Origin of the sequence: Cytobacillus sp. Bac17 (genome assembly GCF_024519925.1) — a bacterium.
Classification (GTDB): Bacteria; Bacillota; Bacilli; order Bacillales; family Cytobacillaceae; genus Cytobacillus; species Cytobacillus pseudoceanisediminis.
Map to the genome: position 1 here is coordinate 285511 of NZ_JALJRC010000001.1, position 18752 is coordinate 304262.

The 18752-nt window shown below is 42.6% G+C and carries 19 protein-coding genes; 7 read left to right on the plus strand and 12 right to left on the minus strand.

What is annotated here, in order from left to right; translation table 11 throughout:
- Positions 1–20 precede the first annotated feature (20 nt).
- Both NR125_RS01440 and NR125_RS01445 read right to left on the minus strand, forming a co-directional pair.
- Positions 21–1268, minus strand: coding sequence for a helix-turn-helix domain-containing protein (locus NR125_RS01440; RefSeq protein WP_192908530.1), 1248 nt, complete (start codon positions 1266–1268; stop codon positions 21–23).
- A gap of 789 nt (positions 1269–2057) precedes the next feature.
- Positions 2058–2249 (minus strand): alpha/beta hydrolase, encoded by a 192-nt coding sequence (locus NR125_RS01445; protein ID WP_082919373.1) that lies wholly within the window; start codon positions 2247–2249, stop codon positions 2058–2060.
- A 17-nt stretch (positions 2250–2266) separates the two neighbouring features.
- Here NR125_RS01445 and NR125_RS01450 point away from each other — a divergent pair, with 17 nt between their 5' ends.
- Together NR125_RS01450 and NR125_RS01455 are read left to right on the plus strand one after the other, a co-directional pair.
- Positions 2267–2728 carry a hypothetical protein gene (locus tag NR125_RS01450; RefSeq protein WP_009330460.1) on the plus strand — a complete coding sequence of 154 codons (462 nt, stop codon included), beginning with the start codon at positions 2267–2269 and terminating at the stop codon, positions 2726–2728.
- 96 nt (positions 2729–2824) lie between these two features.
- Positions 2825–2962 carry a LuxR C-terminal-related transcriptional regulator gene (locus tag NR125_RS01455; protein WP_226280763.1) on the plus strand — a complete coding sequence of 46 codons (138 nt, stop codon included), beginning with the start codon at positions 2825–2827 and terminating at the stop codon, positions 2960–2962.
- 50 nt (positions 2963–3012) lie between these two features.
- On the opposite strand, the gene NR125_RS01460 is transcribed toward NR125_RS01455, so the two are convergent.
- From NR125_RS01460 to ystJ, 6 genes are all read right to left on the minus strand, one after another.
- Complete coding sequence (locus NR125_RS01460) at positions 3013–4287, minus strand: L-cysteine desulfidase family protein (RefSeq protein ID WP_009330461.1); 1275 nt, start codon at positions 4285–4287, stop codon at positions 3013–3015.
- A gap of 139 nt (positions 4288–4426) precedes the next feature.
- A complete protein-coding gene (locus NR125_RS01465) occupies positions 4427–4774 on the minus strand; it encodes a hypothetical protein (RefSeq protein WP_009330462.1) in 348 nt (115 codons plus the stop codon).
- Positions 4775–4890: 116 nt separating this feature from the next.
- Entirely contained in the window at positions 4891–6408 is a 1518-nt protein-coding gene (gene opuFB / locus NR125_RS01470) for an osmoprotectant update ABC transporter permease/substrate-binding subunit OpuFB (protein WP_009330463.1), read from the minus strand.
- Positions 6405–7358 (minus strand): ABC transporter ATP-binding protein, encoded by a 954-nt coding sequence (locus tag NR125_RS01475; protein WP_009330464.1) that lies wholly within the window; start codon positions 7356–7358, stop codon positions 6405–6407. The genes opuFB and NR125_RS01475 overlap by 4 nt, the downstream gene beginning before the upstream one ends.
- A gap of 179 nt (positions 7359–7537) precedes the next feature.
- Complete coding sequence (locus NR125_RS01480; protein WP_009330465.1) at positions 7538–7834, minus strand: hypothetical protein; 297 nt, start codon at positions 7832–7834, stop codon at positions 7538–7540.
- 331 nt (positions 7835–8165) lie between these two features.
- On the minus strand, positions 8166–9371 hold the full coding sequence (gene ystJ, locus NR125_RS01485) for an NADP-dependent malic enzyme (protein WP_034295647.1): 1206 nt from the start codon (positions 9369–9371) through the stop codon (positions 8166–8168).
- A 142-nt stretch (positions 9372–9513) separates the two neighbouring features.
- Between ystJ and NR125_RS01490 the strand changes: the two genes are divergently transcribed.
- Positions 9514–10407 (plus strand): LysR family transcriptional regulator, encoded by an 894-nt coding sequence (locus tag NR125_RS01490; protein WP_019382017.1) that lies wholly within the window; start codon positions 9514–9516, stop codon positions 10405–10407.
- A 48-nt stretch (positions 10408–10455) separates the two neighbouring features.
- Here the strand turns inward: NR125_RS01490 and NR125_RS01495 are convergent, their stop codons facing one another.
- Both NR125_RS01495 and NR125_RS01500 read right to left on the minus strand, forming a co-directional pair.
- Positions 10456–11160 (minus strand): gamma-glutamyl-gamma-aminobutyrate hydrolase family protein, encoded by a 705-nt coding sequence (locus tag NR125_RS01495; RefSeq protein WP_019382016.1) that lies wholly within the window; start codon positions 11158–11160, stop codon positions 10456–10458.
- Positions 11161–11292: 132 nt separating this feature from the next.
- Positions 11293–12942 (minus strand): catalase, encoded by a 1650-nt coding sequence (locus tag NR125_RS01500; RefSeq protein ID WP_009330470.1) that lies wholly within the window; start codon positions 12940–12942, stop codon positions 11293–11295.
- 236 nt (positions 12943–13178) lie between these two features.
- Here NR125_RS01500 and NR125_RS01505 point away from each other — a divergent pair, with 236 nt between their 5' ends.
- From NR125_RS01505 to NR125_RS01515, 3 genes are all read left to right on the plus strand, one after another.
- Positions 13179–13304: a hypothetical protein gene (locus NR125_RS01505; RefSeq protein ID WP_019382015.1), complete on the plus strand. Its 126-nt coding sequence runs from the start codon at positions 13179–13181 to the stop codon at positions 13302–13304.
- Between the two features lie 138 nt (positions 13305–13442).
- Positions 13443–14384, plus strand: coding sequence for a nucleoside hydrolase (locus tag NR125_RS01510; protein WP_192908529.1), 942 nt, complete (start codon positions 13443–13445; stop codon positions 14382–14384).
- Between the two features lie 442 nt (positions 14385–14826).
- Positions 14827–15456 (plus strand): hypothetical protein, encoded by a 630-nt coding sequence (locus NR125_RS01515; protein ID WP_192908528.1) that lies wholly within the window; start codon positions 14827–14829, stop codon positions 15454–15456.
- Between the two features lie 42 nt (positions 15457–15498).
- Here NR125_RS01515 and NR125_RS01520 read toward each other — a convergent pair whose 3' ends face one another.
- Both NR125_RS01520 and NR125_RS01525 read right to left on the minus strand, forming a co-directional pair.
- Positions 15499–16284: a glucose-1-dehydrogenase gene (locus NR125_RS01520; RefSeq protein ID WP_009330474.1), complete on the minus strand. Its 786-nt coding sequence runs from the start codon at positions 16282–16284 to the stop codon at positions 15499–15501.
- Between the two features lie 19 nt (positions 16285–16303).
- Positions 16304–17158 carry a GRP family sugar transporter gene (locus tag NR125_RS01525; protein WP_009330475.1) on the minus strand — a complete coding sequence of 285 codons (855 nt, stop codon included), beginning with the start codon at positions 17156–17158 and terminating at the stop codon, positions 16304–16306.
- A 295-nt stretch (positions 17159–17453) separates the two neighbouring features.
- Between NR125_RS01525 and sstT the strand changes: the two genes are divergently transcribed.
- A complete protein-coding gene (gene sstT / locus NR125_RS01530) occupies positions 17454–18686 on the plus strand; it encodes a serine/threonine transporter SstT (RefSeq protein WP_192908527.1) in 1233 nt (410 codons plus the stop codon).
- The last annotated feature ends 66 nt before the right edge of the window (positions 18687–18752 follow it).

Consider the following 18752-nt stretch of genomic DNA (forward strand, 5'->3'; position numbering starts at 1 on the left):
TTTTTCATTGCGAAAAAAGGTTACTCGTGATCATAATAGCTTTTTTGTTTCTGTATAAAAGAACGGGCGAGCTCAATTGCTTTTTGTGCCTCACCTATTTCTGAATAAAAATGGAAAAGCTTTTTCTCATAATGGTCGATTAAAATGCCATAGCCAATATTCTTAAAGTACGGCAAAGCTGTTTCCTCAATAAATTGATAGTATTGCTGTTCTTCTTTTTTCAATAGATGAAGATGAAGCTGAAAATAAATCCAGGTAAATGAATCAGCTGCTTTTGCCCTCTCCATGCCCTCTTCAGCTAATTTTATTAGCGCACTGCCGGCCTGAAGTTTTCCTTTATAACAGGTATGAATGTAACCATCTAAAGCAGTTAAATAGTGAGGGGCATTTTCGGCAGTAAGCTTAAGTGCTTCTTCATAAAGGCCTGCTGATTCCCTGTATTTCTTTCGGCGAAAATATTCGAATGCCAGATTATGATAAAGCTTGGATTTCCGGTCACCTGAATTACACGCATCACATAACTTAATTAACTGTTCATATTTTTCCTTTGTTTCATTAAAATCATGTAGTTCTTTGGCATTTAGCTGAACAATCAGCAGCATTTCTGTGTCTATAATGCGGAGAATATTTAAGGTTCTTTGAAAATATTGAAGAGCCTTTTTCCCGTAATAATAGGCTGTTATATTTGAATGGATGGAATGGTAAGCAATCGCTAAGTGGTAATAGTATTCATCATAGTTGTACTGATCTCTGTCAATGGAAGCTAAACAGCTGATACAGTCACGGTATTGACCTGTAAGAAAGTAATAGATGCCCTGGATATGCTTCAACAGATTCGCATCATGAGGCGAAAAGGCAGCGGAAGCTTTATTAAGATCCGAGATTAATTTTGAGGCTGACTCCAAATCACTCACAGATAAATAGAACCTTGCTGACAGAAGCCCATATAGAGTCTGAAAATCTGGCATATGAATCAGTTTTTCAACCTGCAGCTCCTTTTTTATCTGTTTTGATTCCTGTATTCGCTGCATGATCATGCTCTCATGCCATTCATCCAGCCTCTTTGCAAGCTGATGATATCGAAGTATTTCTTCTTCGGGATTAATGCCGAGCCTCCTGGCCAGGAGGTGTGTAATTTCCCCGGAGTATTCGGTTATCCCCCTTTCAATTTTACTTAAATGGGTTACTGAACAAATCCCTTCTCCCAGCTGACCCTGAGTTAGGCCTTCTCGTTCCCTGTAAAACTTAATTATTTTCCCAATGATCATGCTGCACCTCGATATTAAAGTTTCTATTATTATAGTGAAATCACCAGTGATTTTCTATAGGTTAATAGAAACAGGCAGTAGACCTGTCTCCCGCCATCTGTGGAAATGTATCTTAATAGATAGGAGGAAGCTTAAAAAGATTACCCCACAATGGCAGTGGCAGCCAGTTTGCTGGATATTTTTGATCTCATGTTCTTTATGACGACTGTTTTCTTTTCCCCGATTTCGCTTTCGTCTTCATAAACGCTTTATGGCGACAGTTTTCTTTCCCTCGCTTACATTTTCGTCTTCATAAACGCTCTATGGCGACCGTTTTCTTTTTCTCTCTTGTATTTTCGTCGTCATGAGCCATCCATGACGGCCATTTTCTTTTCCTCTCTTGCACTTTCGTCGTCATGAACGCTCCTTGGCGACCGTTTTCTTTCCCTCGCTTGCATTTTCGTCGTCATGAGCCCTCCATGACGACCATTTTCTTTTCCTCTCTTGCATTTTCGTCGTCATGAACCCTCCATGACGACCATTTTCTTTTCCTCTATTGTATTTTCGTCGTCATGAGCCCTCCATGACGGCCATTTTCTTTTCCTCTCTTGCACTTTCGTCGTCATGAACGCTCCTTGGCGACCGTTTTCTTTCCCTCTCTTGCATTTTCGTCGTCATGAGCCCTCCATGGCGACCGTATTAATTCCTTTAGTCGCCATGAGCTCTTCAGAAAATCTGGCAAGTAATTAATTTACAAAACTAACACAAAAAAGGACACTCCTTCAATCAGAAGTGTCCAATCTGCATATATTATTTCGAAGCGACACTGCCCTGGAACACACGCTTTAAAGCATTTGCCGCCTGCTCAATCGATTTTCTTCCCTGCTCCAGTACACCTGGCATCCAGAAGAAGCCATGGATCATGCCGTCATACCGTTTGGCTTCGACCGGGACGCCTGCTTCTTTTAAGCGTTCAGCATAGGCTTCCCCTTCATCCCGCAGCGGGTCAAACTGTTAATATGGCATTAGAATCTACCATTTTGGATAATATCCAGAATTTAGAGGATGTCGAGAGTCATGAGGAAAAGCTGTATAAAATTCTAGAGGTTTATATGAACGTTTTCCCTGTAAAGAATGCCCATTTATTCCGGTATTCACCTTTAGGTTTTATTGGTGAAGGAATCATCGCAATAACGTGCCACGGATTAATTCATATCAGAGATATCAGGGATGATATTCGTTCATTGCCGCTCATTTACTCCGCCCTTTATGAACGAAAAGCAAAATATTGTTCTGGGATCGAGTACCTTAAGCAAATAAACATCAAATACATAACAACTTCCAATGTCAACTCCTTCCTGGCTATCCCCATCTGCTTTGGTGCCGTTCCTATCGGCTATATTTGCACAAACGAATTTGATGAGCACGGAAAAATATCTGATCAGCAGCTTTCTTCTTATACACAATTTGGTCAACCGTAGGAAAAACCCTTGAAAAAACGGAAGGAAAAGGAGATGCCCGGCTATTAAGCAGAAGAGAAATGGAGGTCATGAAAAGGATTTCCTGGGGGGGAAAGCATCAAAGAAATGGCTGACTCCATGTTTATCAGTCAAGTCACCATCAACCAGTATATTAAAACAGCTATTAGGAAACTGGGAGCTCAAAACCGGACACAGGCAATTGCGGAGATGTTTCGACGAGGGATGATTTCGTAATTAGCACACCAAAAAGGCCCTTTTCTTAAAGAGAGGGCCTTTTTTTCAGTTTATTTCTCCATCATCAATTTTAAAATCAGCTCATCCGTATGACGGGTTCCTTCATTCCCTAATTTACAAAAACTCTCGATGCTCTTTTCAACGTCATCGTGAATAAATCCATCGGTTGATTTGATTTCCTGATCGTTGAGCGCAAGGAGGGCAGACTGCACAGCTACATTGGAGCAGGTAGATACTTTCATGGCACAGCCGGCTTTTGCTCCGTCACAGATCATTCCGGAAACATTCCCAATTGTGTTTTGTATGGCTGCTTTAATTTGCTGAAGCTCTCCATCCAGCAAATATACGATGGCTCCACTTGCCCCCATTCCTGCAGCTGTTACACCGCATAATGCTGAAAGCCGGCCAAATTTAGATTTAATATGAATGGTTATCAGATGACTGAGTGCCACTGCCCTAATCATTTTTTCCTCAGAAACCTTTAGTCTTTCTGCAGCAGCAACAACTGGAAGTGTGACTGCGATTCCCTGGTTGCCGCTTCCGGTATTTGCCATGACAGGCAGAGTGGAGCCTGCCATTCTCGCATCTGATCCAGCTGCTGCCAAAGACATTGCCGCAGTGGCAATATCATCAGACAAGATGCCCATTTTCACATTTTTCTTTATCGTTTTCCCTACCTTTAAGCCATATTCGCCTGAAAGGCCTTCCATTCCAATGACCCGATTGAGCTCGATACTCTTTTTGACAAGTGATAAAGAACTGATTTCAGCATTAAGCACCCATTCATATATCTCATCAATAGAAAGTGCAATTAATTCATCTTCTTCCGATTGAATTCCTATATTTTCACATCCGCCCTGGTAGATAGCCTTGCCATCAACCTCTATTAAAGTAATATTGCTGTGGTTATCAGAGATTACCACTCTGGCAGTCTGCATATCTGTTTTTAATTCCGCTTCGATAAACAGCCTTTTTGGCGTCTCCGCCTGAAGGGAAATTACTTTTCCTTCTTCAATAAGTTTCAGCGCCAAAAGTTCATCTTCTGGCCCCACTCCCTCTAATACTTCCAGCTTTCTTGCAGGGTCCCCTGCCACAGCGCCGATTGCCGCTGCGAAATCAAGACCATAGGAACTCATGCCGGGTATTCCTACTGACTTAGCATTTTTAATAATATTTCCGCTCGCTTTTAAGCAAAGCTCTTTTATTTCCCCTTTTGCATGGCTCTTTGCAGTGGCTGCTGCAAGTGCAATCGCAACAGGTTCCGTACATCCAAGGGCAACCACTAATTCTTTTTCCAGAATTCTTAAGATCTTGTGCTTCTCCATTTTTCATACCCCTAATTGTTTAAAGTAAAAGAATAAACTTTAACTATTATAATCCAAATAGTTAAAAATTAAGAGAGGCAATATTTCCTTCCACGCTAAAACTCTTAGGAATCAGAAAAATAGGAGCAGCTCTGTCTGCTTAATCTTTGCTGAATAATGCACTGAGATTCTTCAACGTATATAATCTTCCAGTCACCATAAACAGGCTGTTATAGTTTCTATGTACATATTCATCTATAATGGTGAGCCCTTTTACAAACCGGTCCACCAAATAATTTGTATACTTTGGGTCCCAGACAAAGCGATTGATTCTGAACAGCTCATCTGCGAGGATATGAAACTTAAAGTCTGCAGCAATCAATTTGATTTGATGTATTTTGTCAGTGTCCATATAAAAGATATTTCTTTCAAGATTTTTATCGAGAAAGTCAAGAAAGTCCTTAATATTTTCAGCGAGCAGGTTAGCCTTTTCCATCTCAAATAGCATATCAACATCTCCTTAAGCACAAGTGCGATTAAGAAATGTGTATGATAGTCGGGCATAATTTAAAACAGTTCACCATGCAAAAACCGCCTGGATTCTCCCCAGACGGTTTTCGAGTACTACTTCAGAAGCCCCTCCTTTTCCAAATACTCCCGGGCAGTTTCTTCTGCACTTGCCCCTTCCACATTGACTTTATAATTCATTTCACGCATTTCATCGTCGCTAATTTTACCACTCAATTTGTTTAAGGCTCTAACCAATTCGGGGTGTTCCTCGACTGTTTCAGCTCTTAGCAATGGTGCACCCTGATACGGAGGGAACAGATTCTTGTCATCCTCCAGGACAGTGAGGTTATATCTTGCTATTTCACTATCTGTTGAATAAGCATCCACTAGGTTGATTTCGCCTTTTTCGATTGCTCCATAGCGCAGCTTAGGCTCCATGGTTAAAACAGTTGGAAATTCCACGCCATATAGCTCCTGGATTCCACGATAACCATCTTCCCGATCCGAAAATTCAAGGGTGAAGCCAGCTTTTATGTTTTTCTCGACAGCTTTTAGATCTGAAATAGATTGCAGGCCAAATTCCTCGGCCAATTGCTTAGGAACTGCCAAAGCATAGGTATTATTGTATGCCATCGGTTCTAACAGCTCCATGTCGTATTGTTCTTTCATTCCTTTTCTCGCCTGCTCATAAACCTCTCCACTGTCGGTGCTTACCGCTGTCTCTTTTAAAAATTCAGCAATGGCCGTACCGGTAAACTCAGGATACGCATCGATGCTGCCTGATTTCAGCGCATTGAAGACAAACGACGTTTTTCCTAATCCTGGCTGTAACTCAACGTTAAGGTCGGTTTCATTTTCAATTAGTAATTTGTACATATTGATAAGGATTTCCGGTTCTGAACCAAGCTTCCCGCCAATGACAAGATTCTCTTCTGATTTATTTGTCACTAAAGGGATGGCCATAACCAGTATCATCGCACAAATAAATATCCCCAGCGCTGTGAGCGATCTTTTAAATGACATATGCTCGAAGCGGCGCAGCAGCATGTCAAAAAGGATTGCCAATATGGCTGCAGGTATGGCCCCAAGAACGATCAGTGCCGTATTATTCCGGTCGATTCCAAGGAGGATCAGTTCTCCCAGTCCTCCTGCTCCAATTAATGCTGCAAGTGTAGCCGTTCCAACAATTAAAACCATAGCTGTCCGGATTCCGGCCATTATCACCGGCATGGCGAGAGGAAGCTCTACCTTCAAGAGCCTTTTCCGCCTGTTCATTCCCATTGCCCTTGCCGCTTCGATAATGGAATCATCCACTTCCTTTATGCCTGTATATGTATTTCTTAGTATGGGCAGAAGTGCATATACGACTAGTGCGATAATTGCCGGAACTTTCCCAATGCCGAATAAGGGAATTAAAAGACCAAGCAAAGCTAAAGAGGGCACAGTCTGCAATACTGCCGTCACTCCAATGATCCCTTCTGCTATTTTTTGTTTGTTAGCCAGATAAATTCCAAGCGGGATCGCAATCAGGACTGCGAAAAACAAAGCAATAAGCGAAATCTGTATATGTTCAATAAGTACACTTAATAATTGCCCTTTCCTTTCATTAAAAACAGAGCTGAAGGTGTTCATGACCTCACCTCTTTCTTCATGCTGCCAGCCAGCTTACGAATAACGGCCTGCCTGTTAACCATTCCAATGATGTTTCCGCCCTCTTCCACAGCAAGTTCATCTTGAGCTGCCAATAAGTTAAGAGTTTCTTCCAGTGAAGCCGAGACGGAAATGACTGCCCCGTTCTGTTCGGTTTCTGAAATCGGCTGGAGGATATCTTGAAGGCTGAATCCCTCCATGTAAGGACCCCGCTCTTCCCCGACAAACTGCCGGACAAAGTCATCCTCCGGGTTAGCAAGAAGCTCCTCTGGAGTGCCAACTTGCACGATTTTCCCGTCCTTCATGACACAAATGCGGTCACCAAGCTTTAAAGCTTCCTTCATGTCATGTGTGACAAAGACGATTGTCTTCTCTATTTTTTTCTGGAGATGGATTAGGTCGTCCTGAAGCTTTTCCCTGCTTATGGGATCCAGCGCACTAAAAGGCTCGTCCATCAGGATGATAGGCGGATTGGCGGCCAGGGCTCTTGTTACTCCGACTCTTTGCTGCTGTCCCCCTGAGAGTTCATGTGGCCTTCTGCTGCGGTAGATGTCAGGCTCCAATCCGACCATTCCCAATAACTCATCAATCCGTTCTTGGATTTTTCCCTGTTCCCAGTTCTTTAGCTCGGGTACTAATGCGATGTTCTCCGCAATTGTCATGTGAGGAAAAAGGGCAATTTGCTGGAGGACATAGCCGATATCCCAGCGGAGCTCATGAATGTCATAGTCACTTATCCGTTTGCCTTTAATGGATATCGTTCCTGATGTCAAAGGAATCAGTCTATTAATCATCTTCAGAACGGTTGTTTTTCCAGAACCGCTCGGACCGATAATAACGAAGAACTCGCCTTCTTTTATATGTAAATTAATTGAATCAACAGCCTTGGTTCCATTCCCATACTGTTTTGACACATTGTCAAATCGAATCATTGCTCCACCCCTCTAATAAGTTCACATCTGGATTGTTCCCTAAATATTTTACGGAAAAACAGCCGTGCAGAAGTTTTCTTTTTACCGTTATACCATCATACAGATAGATAGGTTATTTTTCCATTATGGGGTTCTATAAAAAAGGACAGCCTCCATCAAATAGAGGCTGCCTGTTATTATTATGCCGGAGACCTGTTCAGTTTCTTAAAGAGATCCGGAAAGTCGTTTCTGATTGTTTCGCGGATATCTCCAAATGCAAGATGGCGAATGGGATATGCTTTTACTTTTTTTAGGGTGGAGTGCGGGTTTCCTTTAAAGACATTAACTGTCTCTTCTAAAAATCTTTCCTGCTGAAACAGATGATTGTTTCGATTTTCATAGATTTTGTTTTCTGTTTGCTCATAAATAATATAATAGTCTTCGATGATTTCACCACGGAACATTTCCTGCGTCTCGATTACTTCGTATACTTTCATCGGTATCAATCTCCTTAATAAAATTAATTTGCTCTTTTCTAAAGATAGGAAATTTTATAAGGCTGTCCGCTGATTTCCGCTACGGACACATGCTTTCCGCGGGGAGGAACGGGAGCCTCCTCGGTTTTGCAGGAGTCAAGTTTCCTCCGCTTTAATCAACTCAGCTGATAAACTTAGTTATCCGCTTAGAAACATAGAACCTTAAGAAAACAGCCATTAATTCAGAGTGACGAAAGTGATAAAATAATTCCCATTGGCAAAACCAGCATCCTGATACTTTGGATACTATGATTTACTTCGCTTGAACATGCCTCCGCATGCAAATTTCAGTCTATTGGCTTATCGTCTCGCTCTGCAGGATTTCGATCCGGGCAGCACCGGTTTTCTGGGCGGCTTTTACTACGGCATCCCTTACGGCCGGAACAACTCGGCTGTCGAGCGGTCCTGGTATTACATAATCCGGTGATAAGTCTGTAGCGTCGATTAATCCGGCGATGGCCTCGACAGCTGCCATCTTCATTTCTTCATTAATTTCAGTAGCCCTGACGTCCAAAGCCCCTCTGAAAATCCCCGGGAATGCGAGGACATTATTCACCTGGTTAGGCAAGTCAGAGCGTCCTGTTCCTACCACTTTGGCTCCTGCCTCCTTTGCCTCTTCCGGCATGATTTCTGGAACCGGATTTGCCATGGCGAAAATAATGGAATCCTGACTCATTGTCTGGACCATTTCCTTTGTTAAGGCTCCTGCAGATGAAACCCCGATAAACACATCAGCGCCGATAATAACCTCTTCAAGCGGACCCTGCCGTTTGTCTGGATTGGTGATTTTCGCCACAGACTCTTTGACAGGGTTCATACGCTCCTGTCTTCCTTCATAAATCGCTCCCTTTGTATCGCACATGATGATATCTTTTACACCCATATTAAGGAGCAGCTTGATAATCGCGATTCCTGCGGCACCTGCCCCATTGATTACGATTTTTATTTTTTCCATTTGTTTATCAACAAGCTTTAAAGCATTTTTTAAACCGGCAGCCGTTACGATGGCTGTTCCATGCTGGTCATCATGAAAAACGGGAATGTTCATTTCCTGCTTAAGGCGTTCTTCAATGTAAAAGCAATTAGGCGCCGCGATATCTTCCAGGTTGATGCCTCCAAAGGAAGGCTGCAGCAGCTTGACTGTTTTAATGATTTCTTCGGGATCCTTCGTATCAAGGCAAATTGGAACGGCATCAATTCCTGCAAAAGCTTTAAATAGGGCAGCCTTCCCCTCCATGACGGGCATGGAGGCTTCAGGGCCAATATCGCCAAGCCCCAGCACCGATGTTCCGTCAGAGACAACCGCGATTAAATTGCCTTTTATTGTATAATCATAGACTTTCTCAGGCTGGTCATGAATTTTCCGGCATGGCTCTGCTACTCCTGGGGAATAGGCTAAGCTTAAATCCTTCATGCTGTTCAGCGGCATTTTCACATCAATTGATAACTTCCCTCGAAACTTCTCATGAAGCAATAAAGATTCTTTCTGCAAATCCATCTTAACCATCTCCCCAAATTGAATATTGTTAATTTTCAGTATCATATTGTTGTAGATTATTATATAATGAATGATATCCATAAATGAAATACATATAATCTATAAACATTATGCCTTTTGGTTATATGAAGGGGGGATCTGTTTGGATATACGGCATTTGGAATATTTTGCTGAAGTAGCTCAGCACTTAAGTTTCACAAAAGCATCACAGACCCTGCATGTCACCCAGCCATCCATCAGCAAAGCCATAAAAAACCTCGAAGGCGAACTGGGGGTGCCGCTTTTTTACCGGTCATCGAAGCAGCTTGAATTAACGGATGCGGGAAAAGCGGTGCTGATTAATGCAAAGAAAGTGCTGGACGCATTTAAAAACCTGACTTTGGAGTTAACAGATGTGACGGAGCTGAAGAGCGGTGAAATCAAAATTGGCATCCCTCCTATTGTAGGTGCCGCTTTTTTTTCGCAGCTCATCAGCCAGTATAAAGAAAAATTCCCATTGATTGAAATTAAATTAACAGAGGTAGGCACAAAGAAAATTAAAAAGGGCGTAGACGATGGAACATTGGATATTGGCCTTATTTGTACGGTGCCTGCACAAGGCAGCAGCTTTGAAATTATTAATGTTTTAAAGGACCCCTTAATGCTTATTGTCCATCGTGAACATCCGCTGGCTTCAAATAGTGAGGTACACTTTTCACAATTGGCGAATGAGCCCTTTATACTCTACCGGAAAGATTTCACCCTTTACGACCTGATCATTGAGGAGTGCTCGAAAAGCGGATTTCATCCCAATATTGTCTGTGAAAGCTCACAAAAGGACTTCCTGCTGGGGATGGTTGAAGGAAAACTGGGGATCACTATGCTGCCAAGTAAAATCTGTCAGAATATATACAGCCAAGACCTTGTTGTTCTGCCAATCTCTGAATCTGCTATAAATTTGGAGCTGGGGATGATCTGGAAAAAGGAAAAGTACTTATCGTTTGCGGTTCGGGAGTTTATCGCCTGTTCAGAGAGTTATTTAGAGAATGGACTATGAAAGAGCCGTCGCAAAAATGAAAAATGCGACGGCTTTTTATTTCTAGTTTTATTGTTTGCAAGCCTTTATAAATGCATCAAAAATAGCTAAGGATGGGTGATCGTTCTTTTGTGTCATGCATTCAGGGTGCCACTGTACCCCTAATACAAAGCTATGCTTGTTACTCTCAAAAGCCTCAATGACTCCATCATTTGCCTCGGCACATACCTCAAAGTTTTCAGGCATCTTGCGGACAGCCTGATGATGATAGCTGTTTACTTTAAAACTCAGCTCACCAGTGGCTCTGTGCAGAAGAGAATTTCTTTTTACATTTACAAAGTGGGACGCATGCCACCGGGGTGCTTTTTGGGCATGCTGCAAAAGAGGGACGCCCATCTGGAAATAGATGTCTTGATACATATCACCCCCAGCAGCAATACTGAGGATTTGGCAGCCCCTGCATATGGCTAAAATTGGTTTATCAAGAGCCAGCATTTTTTTAATAATGCTGAGTTCAAACGTGTCTCTTTCAGGACAGATGCTTCCCAGATTTTGATGGGGTTCTTCACCAAATAGGGTGGGATCGATGTCCCCTCCACCCGTAAGAAGCAGCCCATCCATCTCTTCAGCTAATTTTTCAATTTTGCCATCTTCCAGCAGATTAGGCAAAACAATTGGAACGGCCCCTGCGTTTACTAATGAATGGATATTATCCATTGAAACGGAAAGCTGCTTGTCATCTAAATTCGATGTAACCCCTATAATTGGTTTCATTCGGCACCTCTGGCTATATAGTTTAGGAGATTATTCTACAAAACCGGGAGGAAGTCCTACCTGCCTGCAATTAAAAAATGGAAAAAACAAAGAAAAAAAGCTGTCCACCTTTGGACAGCCCTAGCTTCTTAATTAATATGGATCCGTTTCACGGCTTTTCTCAACAGCTTCCTTTGCTGCCTCGTTTTCAGCAATCGAACCCTGGCCATATTTGGATCTTCCAGCGTCTCGGCCAGGCACTTGCTCTTCCCCGCTCATTGCCAGCAATTCTTTCATGACTTTCTCGGTTCCTTCCTTCACACGGCGTCCATAATCTTCATCAGCCTGTGTGAAATGCTCAAACATAGCATCCTGAATACGTTTGTCACATACCGCCAGTGCTTCAGAGAGGTTTTTGATTAATTCCTCGCGCTCCCAATCTTCAAAGCTCCGATATGTATGGCCTGCCTGACCATAATTATTTGGACGATCGATAGGTGCGCTCATGGCTGCAGCATTATAGGTTGGCCGATGCGGTGTGCGCCCTTCCTCAGGTGCTTCCTTGAAGCCGCCCTTCATCGATGGCTCATAGTTAATATGCGGATTTTCTCCCGATTCTTTAGGGTCACGAGTATCCATTTGGCCGCGCTGCTGGTTTGTGCGAACAGGTGCTTTCGGCGCGTTCACCGGTAATTTCAGATAGTTTGCCCCTACGCGATAGCGCTGTGTATCGGAATAAGAGAATGTCCGGCCCTGAAGCATCTTATCATCAGAAAAATCCATTCCGTCAACGAGTACCCCTGTACCGAAGGCAGCCTGCTCAATCTCTGCATGATAATCCTCTGGATTGCGATCAAGAACCATACGGCCAACAGGAAGCCAAGGGAACTTATCTTCCGGCCAAAGCTTTGTATCATCAAGGGGATCAAAATCCAGTTCAGGATGGTAATCATCCTCCATAATCTGTACAAATAGCTCCCATTCAGGATAATCTCCCCGTTTAATTGACTCAAATAAATCCTGTGTGGCATGACCTACATTTTTCGCCTGAATTTCGTTTGCCTCTTCCTGTGTCAGGTTGCGGATGCCCTGCTTCGGCTCCCAGTGATATTTCACCAGTACCGCTTCCCCTTTTTCATTCACCCATTTATACGTATTGACGCCGGAGCCTTGCATATGACGGTATGTAGCGGGTATTCCCCAAGGTGAAAACAAGAATGTAATCATGTGTGTGGCCTCAGGTGTCCTGGATACAAAGTCAAACATCCGCTCGGGATTTGACACATTTGAAACAGGATCAGGCTTGAAGGCGTGAATCATATCAGGGAATTTCATCGCATCCCGGATAAAGAAGATTTTCAGGTTATTACCGACTAAATCCCAGTTTCCATCCTCTGTGTACATTTTTACTGCAAAGCCGCGCGGATCACGAGCCGTTTCCGGTGAATCTTTTGCCCCTGCAACGGTAGAAAAGCGTACCATCAATGGCGTCTTCTTCCCTGCACCAGAAAAAACCTTTGCGCGTGTATACTTTTCGACCGGCTCATCCCCAACTTTTCCGTATGTCTCAAAGTAACCGAATGCCCCTGCTCCTCTTGCGTGAACCACACGCTCCGGTACTTCTTCCCTGTCAAAATGGGAGATCTTCTCAATGAAATGGTAATTCTCCAAGGTCGCTGGTCCCCGATTGCCTATCGTACGGATGTTTTGGTTATCAGTAACAGGATGTCCCTGCCGAGTCGTCAGCGTCTCACGCTTTACATCTTGATCATTTGCTGAATTCCTATCATTATTCTTTGCCAAAATCAGACCTCCTAATATTTTATGACGATATTTTACCTCGGTTTTAGAAATTTATACCTGGATTTTCCTGTATTGTTAGGTGATGGGGTTTCTTCCAAAACACAATTACTTCAGGTGTTATCATACCCTGTGTGGCTGAAATGAAACCTTTTTACGAAAAATGCTCCTCGTTTATTTGTTCGAATAATGTTCTTGCCTTTGTAAAAAAATACTCTTGTCCAAAGGGGGGTGAAGACGTGCCTAATCTAAATGATAACAAGTTCAAAAAAATTCAATCGGAAAGCCAGAAGCAGGGTAAAACATACGAAGAGTATGCTGCTGAACTGGAAGAGAACAAAATGAAGGCTCAAAAAAGAAAATAGAAGAAAAGAAGACACGCGCTTTTCCCTTCAACTTTTACGGGAACAGGCGCTTTTTATATTTTTAGACCTTTTCTTAAAACAACATATTAAAAGTCATTTATGAATATTTTTGTATAAGCAATTTAGGGAGGGGTTTAAATGGCGAAAAGAAAAACGAAGAAAATTTTATTATTTTGTGACCCTGGAATTGACGACTCTCTAGCGATCATTTATACATTGCTGGATCCGAATCTTGAACTGGTCGGACTTGTTACAAGCTATGGGAATGTAACTGAGGACCAGGCAACATCAAATGCTTATTATCTGCTAGATCTGGCTGGACAAAAAAATATTCCTATTATTCCTGGTGCTGCTCAGCCTGTTCAGCAGGAAAAAGTTACGTACTATCCGGATATCCATGGAGCCGAAGGGATTGGACCTATTCAGCCTCCTGCTGATATGAAATATCAAACCTATCCATTTGATACAATAGGTATCCTTATTGAAAAGTATCAGAAAGACTTGATTATTGTTGATACCGGAAGATCTACTAGCTTGGCGATAGCTTTTATACTCTTTGACGAACAGATCAAGCAAGTGGGAGCTTTTTATATCATGGGCGGTGCTTTCTTTGTTCCCGGGAACGTTACACCTCTTGCAGAAGCCAATTTTTATGGTGACCCTACCTCTTCCAATTACATTTGTAAATATGCCAATAACCTTACGATTACCCCTCTAAATGTAACAGAATTCGCCTTATTGACCATGGAAACAGTGGAATATGTAACAAAAACAGCTACAAACCCTTTCACCATTTTATTAAAACCTATTTTCGAGTACTATTATAAGGCTTATCAGAAGCTGGTTCCCGGCATTAAAGGAGCACCTATTCACGATCTGCTTACCATCATGATCATCAATAATCCTGCTATAGCAGAATACATTTATTACGACGTAAGTGTTATAGATGGAACTGTAGAAGGAAAGGGTTTATCATACATTGATATCCGGCCCGGCAGCCAGAAGGGAAAGACCAGAATAGCCGTTAAACTTGACTACGATGGCTTTATCAATGAGTTTCTCAAAGTTATGCTTGCCTAAAATTATGAATGTCTGATGCCGCCTTCGCTGCTGACTCCCTTAGCAATTTGTATGTCCCCCCTGCAGGTTCAAATTCCTCATGTATTGAAAAGTTAACTGCAAAGTTATAGATAATGTTAACCCGATTTCTACTGCAGGATTTTTTGTCCAGCCTGATTGTATACTCATTTAATAATTTTAACAAATGGACCTTTCACTCTTATATCGAAAGGAAATATTTAATACTTTGTCCGCATCCCGTTCATAGTTTGTTAACATTTACGTATTACAATGAATTTGTACCGAAACATCATACAGCCCTTTTTCTTTACCCCTTCAGGTCCGGCCCTTATTAAGAGGCCGGATTTTTTTATTTATGTCTTTCACCCTTCCAAAAATTTAATCAGCCTTCATGCTACTATTTTACTTGTAGAGATCAAGATAACTAACTGGAGGGATTAATATGAAACATAGGAAATTAGTAAAATTAGCTGTGGCAGGTTTGGTGTCTGCATTGTTTCTAACTGCGTGCGGTGAAAGCAAGGGTGTATCAACAAAAAGCAAAACAGAGGAGAATGGCGAGGAGCAAAGTGCAAAGCCTGAGGAGAAAAAAGAAGAATCAAAGGCTGGCTCCCGCTCCAATCCGATAAAAGTAAATGAGATGGCTGCGATTGAAACGGTCACATACGATGATTCATCAAATGAATATAAAACAAAGATTGAGCTGTCAGTAGAAGAGGTCATTCGCGGACAGGATGCACAGGTCAAACTGAAGGAAATGAATGAGTTTAACGAGGATGCACCTGAAGGATATGAATGGGTTCTTGTAAAAAGCAAAGTAATAGTTGCCGACTCTGAAACAGAGGACCATCCATTCACGATCGATGGAATCATGAACTTTAAATTTGTCAGCGAGAGCGGCGATGTATACAGCGGCGATACTGTCGCAACAGCAGAACCTGATTTTTCTTTTGAAATGTATAAAGGAAACGAGAAGGAAGGGTATATAGCCGGTTTAGTAAAAACCGGCGAGGATGCCAAAATGGAATATGATTCCTGGGTAGGAAATACCGTGTTTTTTGATTTGAAATAAAACTTCAAAGCCCCTCTCATTAGTGAGAAGGGCATTTTTCCATCATCCTTTTCCCGCCTGGAATCCGGGATATTGTGTCATGCCTCCGTCAGCATATAATGTCAGTCCGGTGACATAGCTCGCTTCTGTGGAAGCCAGCCACACTGCACAAGCTGCGATTTCTTCGGGCTTCCCGATGTAGCCCATAGGAATGAGCTCAAGGACACCTTTTTTCAATTCAGGATCTGAGAATTTTTCAGCATTAATCGGTGTATCAATAGCACCAGGGGCAATGCAGTTCACCCTGATTCCGTGCGGGGCAAATTCAAGAGCGAGAGTCTCGGTCATCAATTTGACCCCGCCTTTGCTTGCGGCATAGTGAACAAAATGGGGCCAGGGAATTTCCTGATGAACAGATGACATATTAATGATCGAGCCTTTTATTTTGTTTTCCAGCATATAATCAAGGGCTTCCCGGCAGCCAAGAAATTGTCCCGTCAAATTCGTCGATATAACTTTATTCCAATCCTCAAGGGTGAGTTCTTCAGATGGGACTTCATTTTCGATTCCCGCGTTATTGATCATGACATCGAGGGAACCGAACGTGTTAATTGCATGGGCAATCATTCTTTTAATATCCTCTTCCTTTGTAACATCCCCCTGGATGGCAGATGCACTTCCGCCTGCATTTTCAATCGTTTCAATGATTCCCTGCAGTTCCTGTTCCTCATTAAAATAATTGATGACAACCTTCGCTTTTTCAGCACCGAATCGCTCAGCCATTGCCTTCCCGAGCCCGGTAGCTCCGCCGGTAATGACGATAACTTTGCCTTCAAGACTTGGATACATAAGATCCGCTCCCTTATTTTTATTTTTTCGTAAAGCCCAGCAAAACTCCACCTGCGATAATAAACAAACAGCCCAGGAGAACCATAAACACCTGCTTTTTGCTTTTGCGTTCATTTAAAAAGAAAAGCCCGCCAATCGTCGATATGACAATTCCGGTCTGGGAGAGTGAAAAGCTGGTGGCAACGCCGATTTTCGGCAGTGAAAGCAGCAATCCCAGATTCCCGGTGCTCCAAATCAGTCCCGTAATGATATTCCTTATAGCAAATTTGTTATATGGCTTGCGGCGCAGAGTTATGAGGAATGCTCCTGTTACCATCCCAATCGCCTGCGGCAGAATCGCAGACCAGCCGTCAATATCAAACCAGCGTATTAAAACGACATACCCCACAAAACCTGCCGTCGATAAAAGCAGTACAAGCAATCCTTTCTTGAGACTTTTCCCCTGTTCCTTGTCATCCCCCTGTTTCAGAGAAGTCAGAACGGCACCAACAATGATGCAGACAAGAGAGGAGACCCCGATGATAATACTCATCGTTGTTTCCCATTCTTTAAAAATGAATACCCCAAAAAAAGTTGTTCCAATAAGCTGCAGACCTGTGGACATCGGAGCTGTCTTGGCAACTCCCAAATAGCGGACTGCCCCAAACTGATTTTTCTGCCCGATTGACCAGAACAAACCAGAAATAAAGCCGACTGCCCAAACAATATTGGACAGATCCGGCCTCTTGAAAAGATAGACAGCGATGGCAAATAACAGGGCACCTATTGTCGTACCAAGTGTCTGGCTGTCCTCGTCACCGCCAAGCTTGTTGCTGACAAATACAATGCTGCCCCAGGAAACCGCTGCTATGAGGGCTAGTAGAATTCCAGTCATGGTGTATACCTCATCTTTCGATTTTATGTACATTTTTAGATTGCGGCTATAGAAAGGCTCTTATTCCACAAGCAAAAAAAGTATTAAATTCTTTATTATTCTTTCCACAAAAATAAACAAGTGAAACCAATAGCATCAGCAATCTATCTTAATAAAAGCTGTTTGACAGATATTTCAATATAATAATTTATCGCACAATTTATAATATTTGTGTTAAACTAACAAATATCACTGTCAAATAACAGTGACAAGCAATTATTCTCTTTTATATAATAATCACTTCGGAGGGAATTCTATGAAAAACGCAATCAGCAAGTGGAACCAAATAAGCCTGGTCAAAAGAATTCTGCTGGGCATCATCGCAGGTGTCGCCCTGGCTTTGACCATTCCTAAAGCAGCGGGATGGATCACTATCTTCGGCACTCTTTTTGTAGGTGCATTAAAAGCTGTAGCGCCGGTATTGGTATTTTTCCTGGTAATGCACGCCATTTCCAAGCATAGAAGCGGCCATAAGACGAATATGAAATCTATTATCGCCCTTTATGGATTAAGTACTTTTCTGGCTGGATTTGTAGCAGTTGTTGCCAGCTTTATTTTTCCGGTTACCCTGTCACTTGCTCCCGGAGCTGAGGATGTAACACCTCCTGGAGGGATAGCAGAAGTTCTTCAAACCCTTCTGACTAACGTAGTGGACAACCCGATCAATGCACTGATTAATGGTAACTATATCGGTATTCTGACTTGGGCAATTCTCCTCGGCATTGCTTTAAGAAAATCTGCTGATACAACAAAAAACATGCTCGCAAACTTCTCAGATGCAATCTCAACTTTAGTAAAATGGGTAATTAGCTTCGCTCCAATCGGGATCATGGGTCTCGTGTTTGATGCGATAGTCACCAATGGTCTTTCAGCATTGCTTGATTACGGAAAACTGCTTGCAATCCTGCTCGGTTCTATGTTCTTTATTGCTCTTGTTGTGAATCCGCTTATCGTATTCTTAAACATTCGCAGGAACCCATATCCTCTAGTATTTAAATGTCTGAGAGAAAGCGGAATGACAGCATTCTTTACGCGCAGCTCAGCAGCGAATATCCCTGTAAATATGAGCTTATGCGAAAAGCTTGGGCTGGATGAAGATACTTATTCCGTATCCATCCCATTAGGCGCAACGGTTAACATGGCAGGTGCAGCTGTTACAATTTCTATTCTGACTCTTGCTGCTGTCCATACACTAGACATTCAAGTGGACTTTGCAACTGCTCTTATCCTTAGCGTATTAGCAGCAGTATCAGCCGCAGGTGCATCAGGTGTTGCAGGCGGTTCGCTTCTTCTCATCCCTTTAGCAGCCAGCTTATTCGGAATACCGAACGACATCGCGATGCAGGTTGTAGGTGTAGGATTCATCATAGGAGTTCTTCAGGATTCTTGTGAAACGGCCCTTAACTCGTCATCAGATGTACTATTTACCGCAACTGCTGAATATGCAAAGAAACGCAAAGAAGGCAAAATTGTAAAAATCAGTGCCTGATTACGAAATACAGTTGCCAGCCCTTTGACTGGCTCCTAAACAAAAAAGCCCTCTCATGGAGAAGGC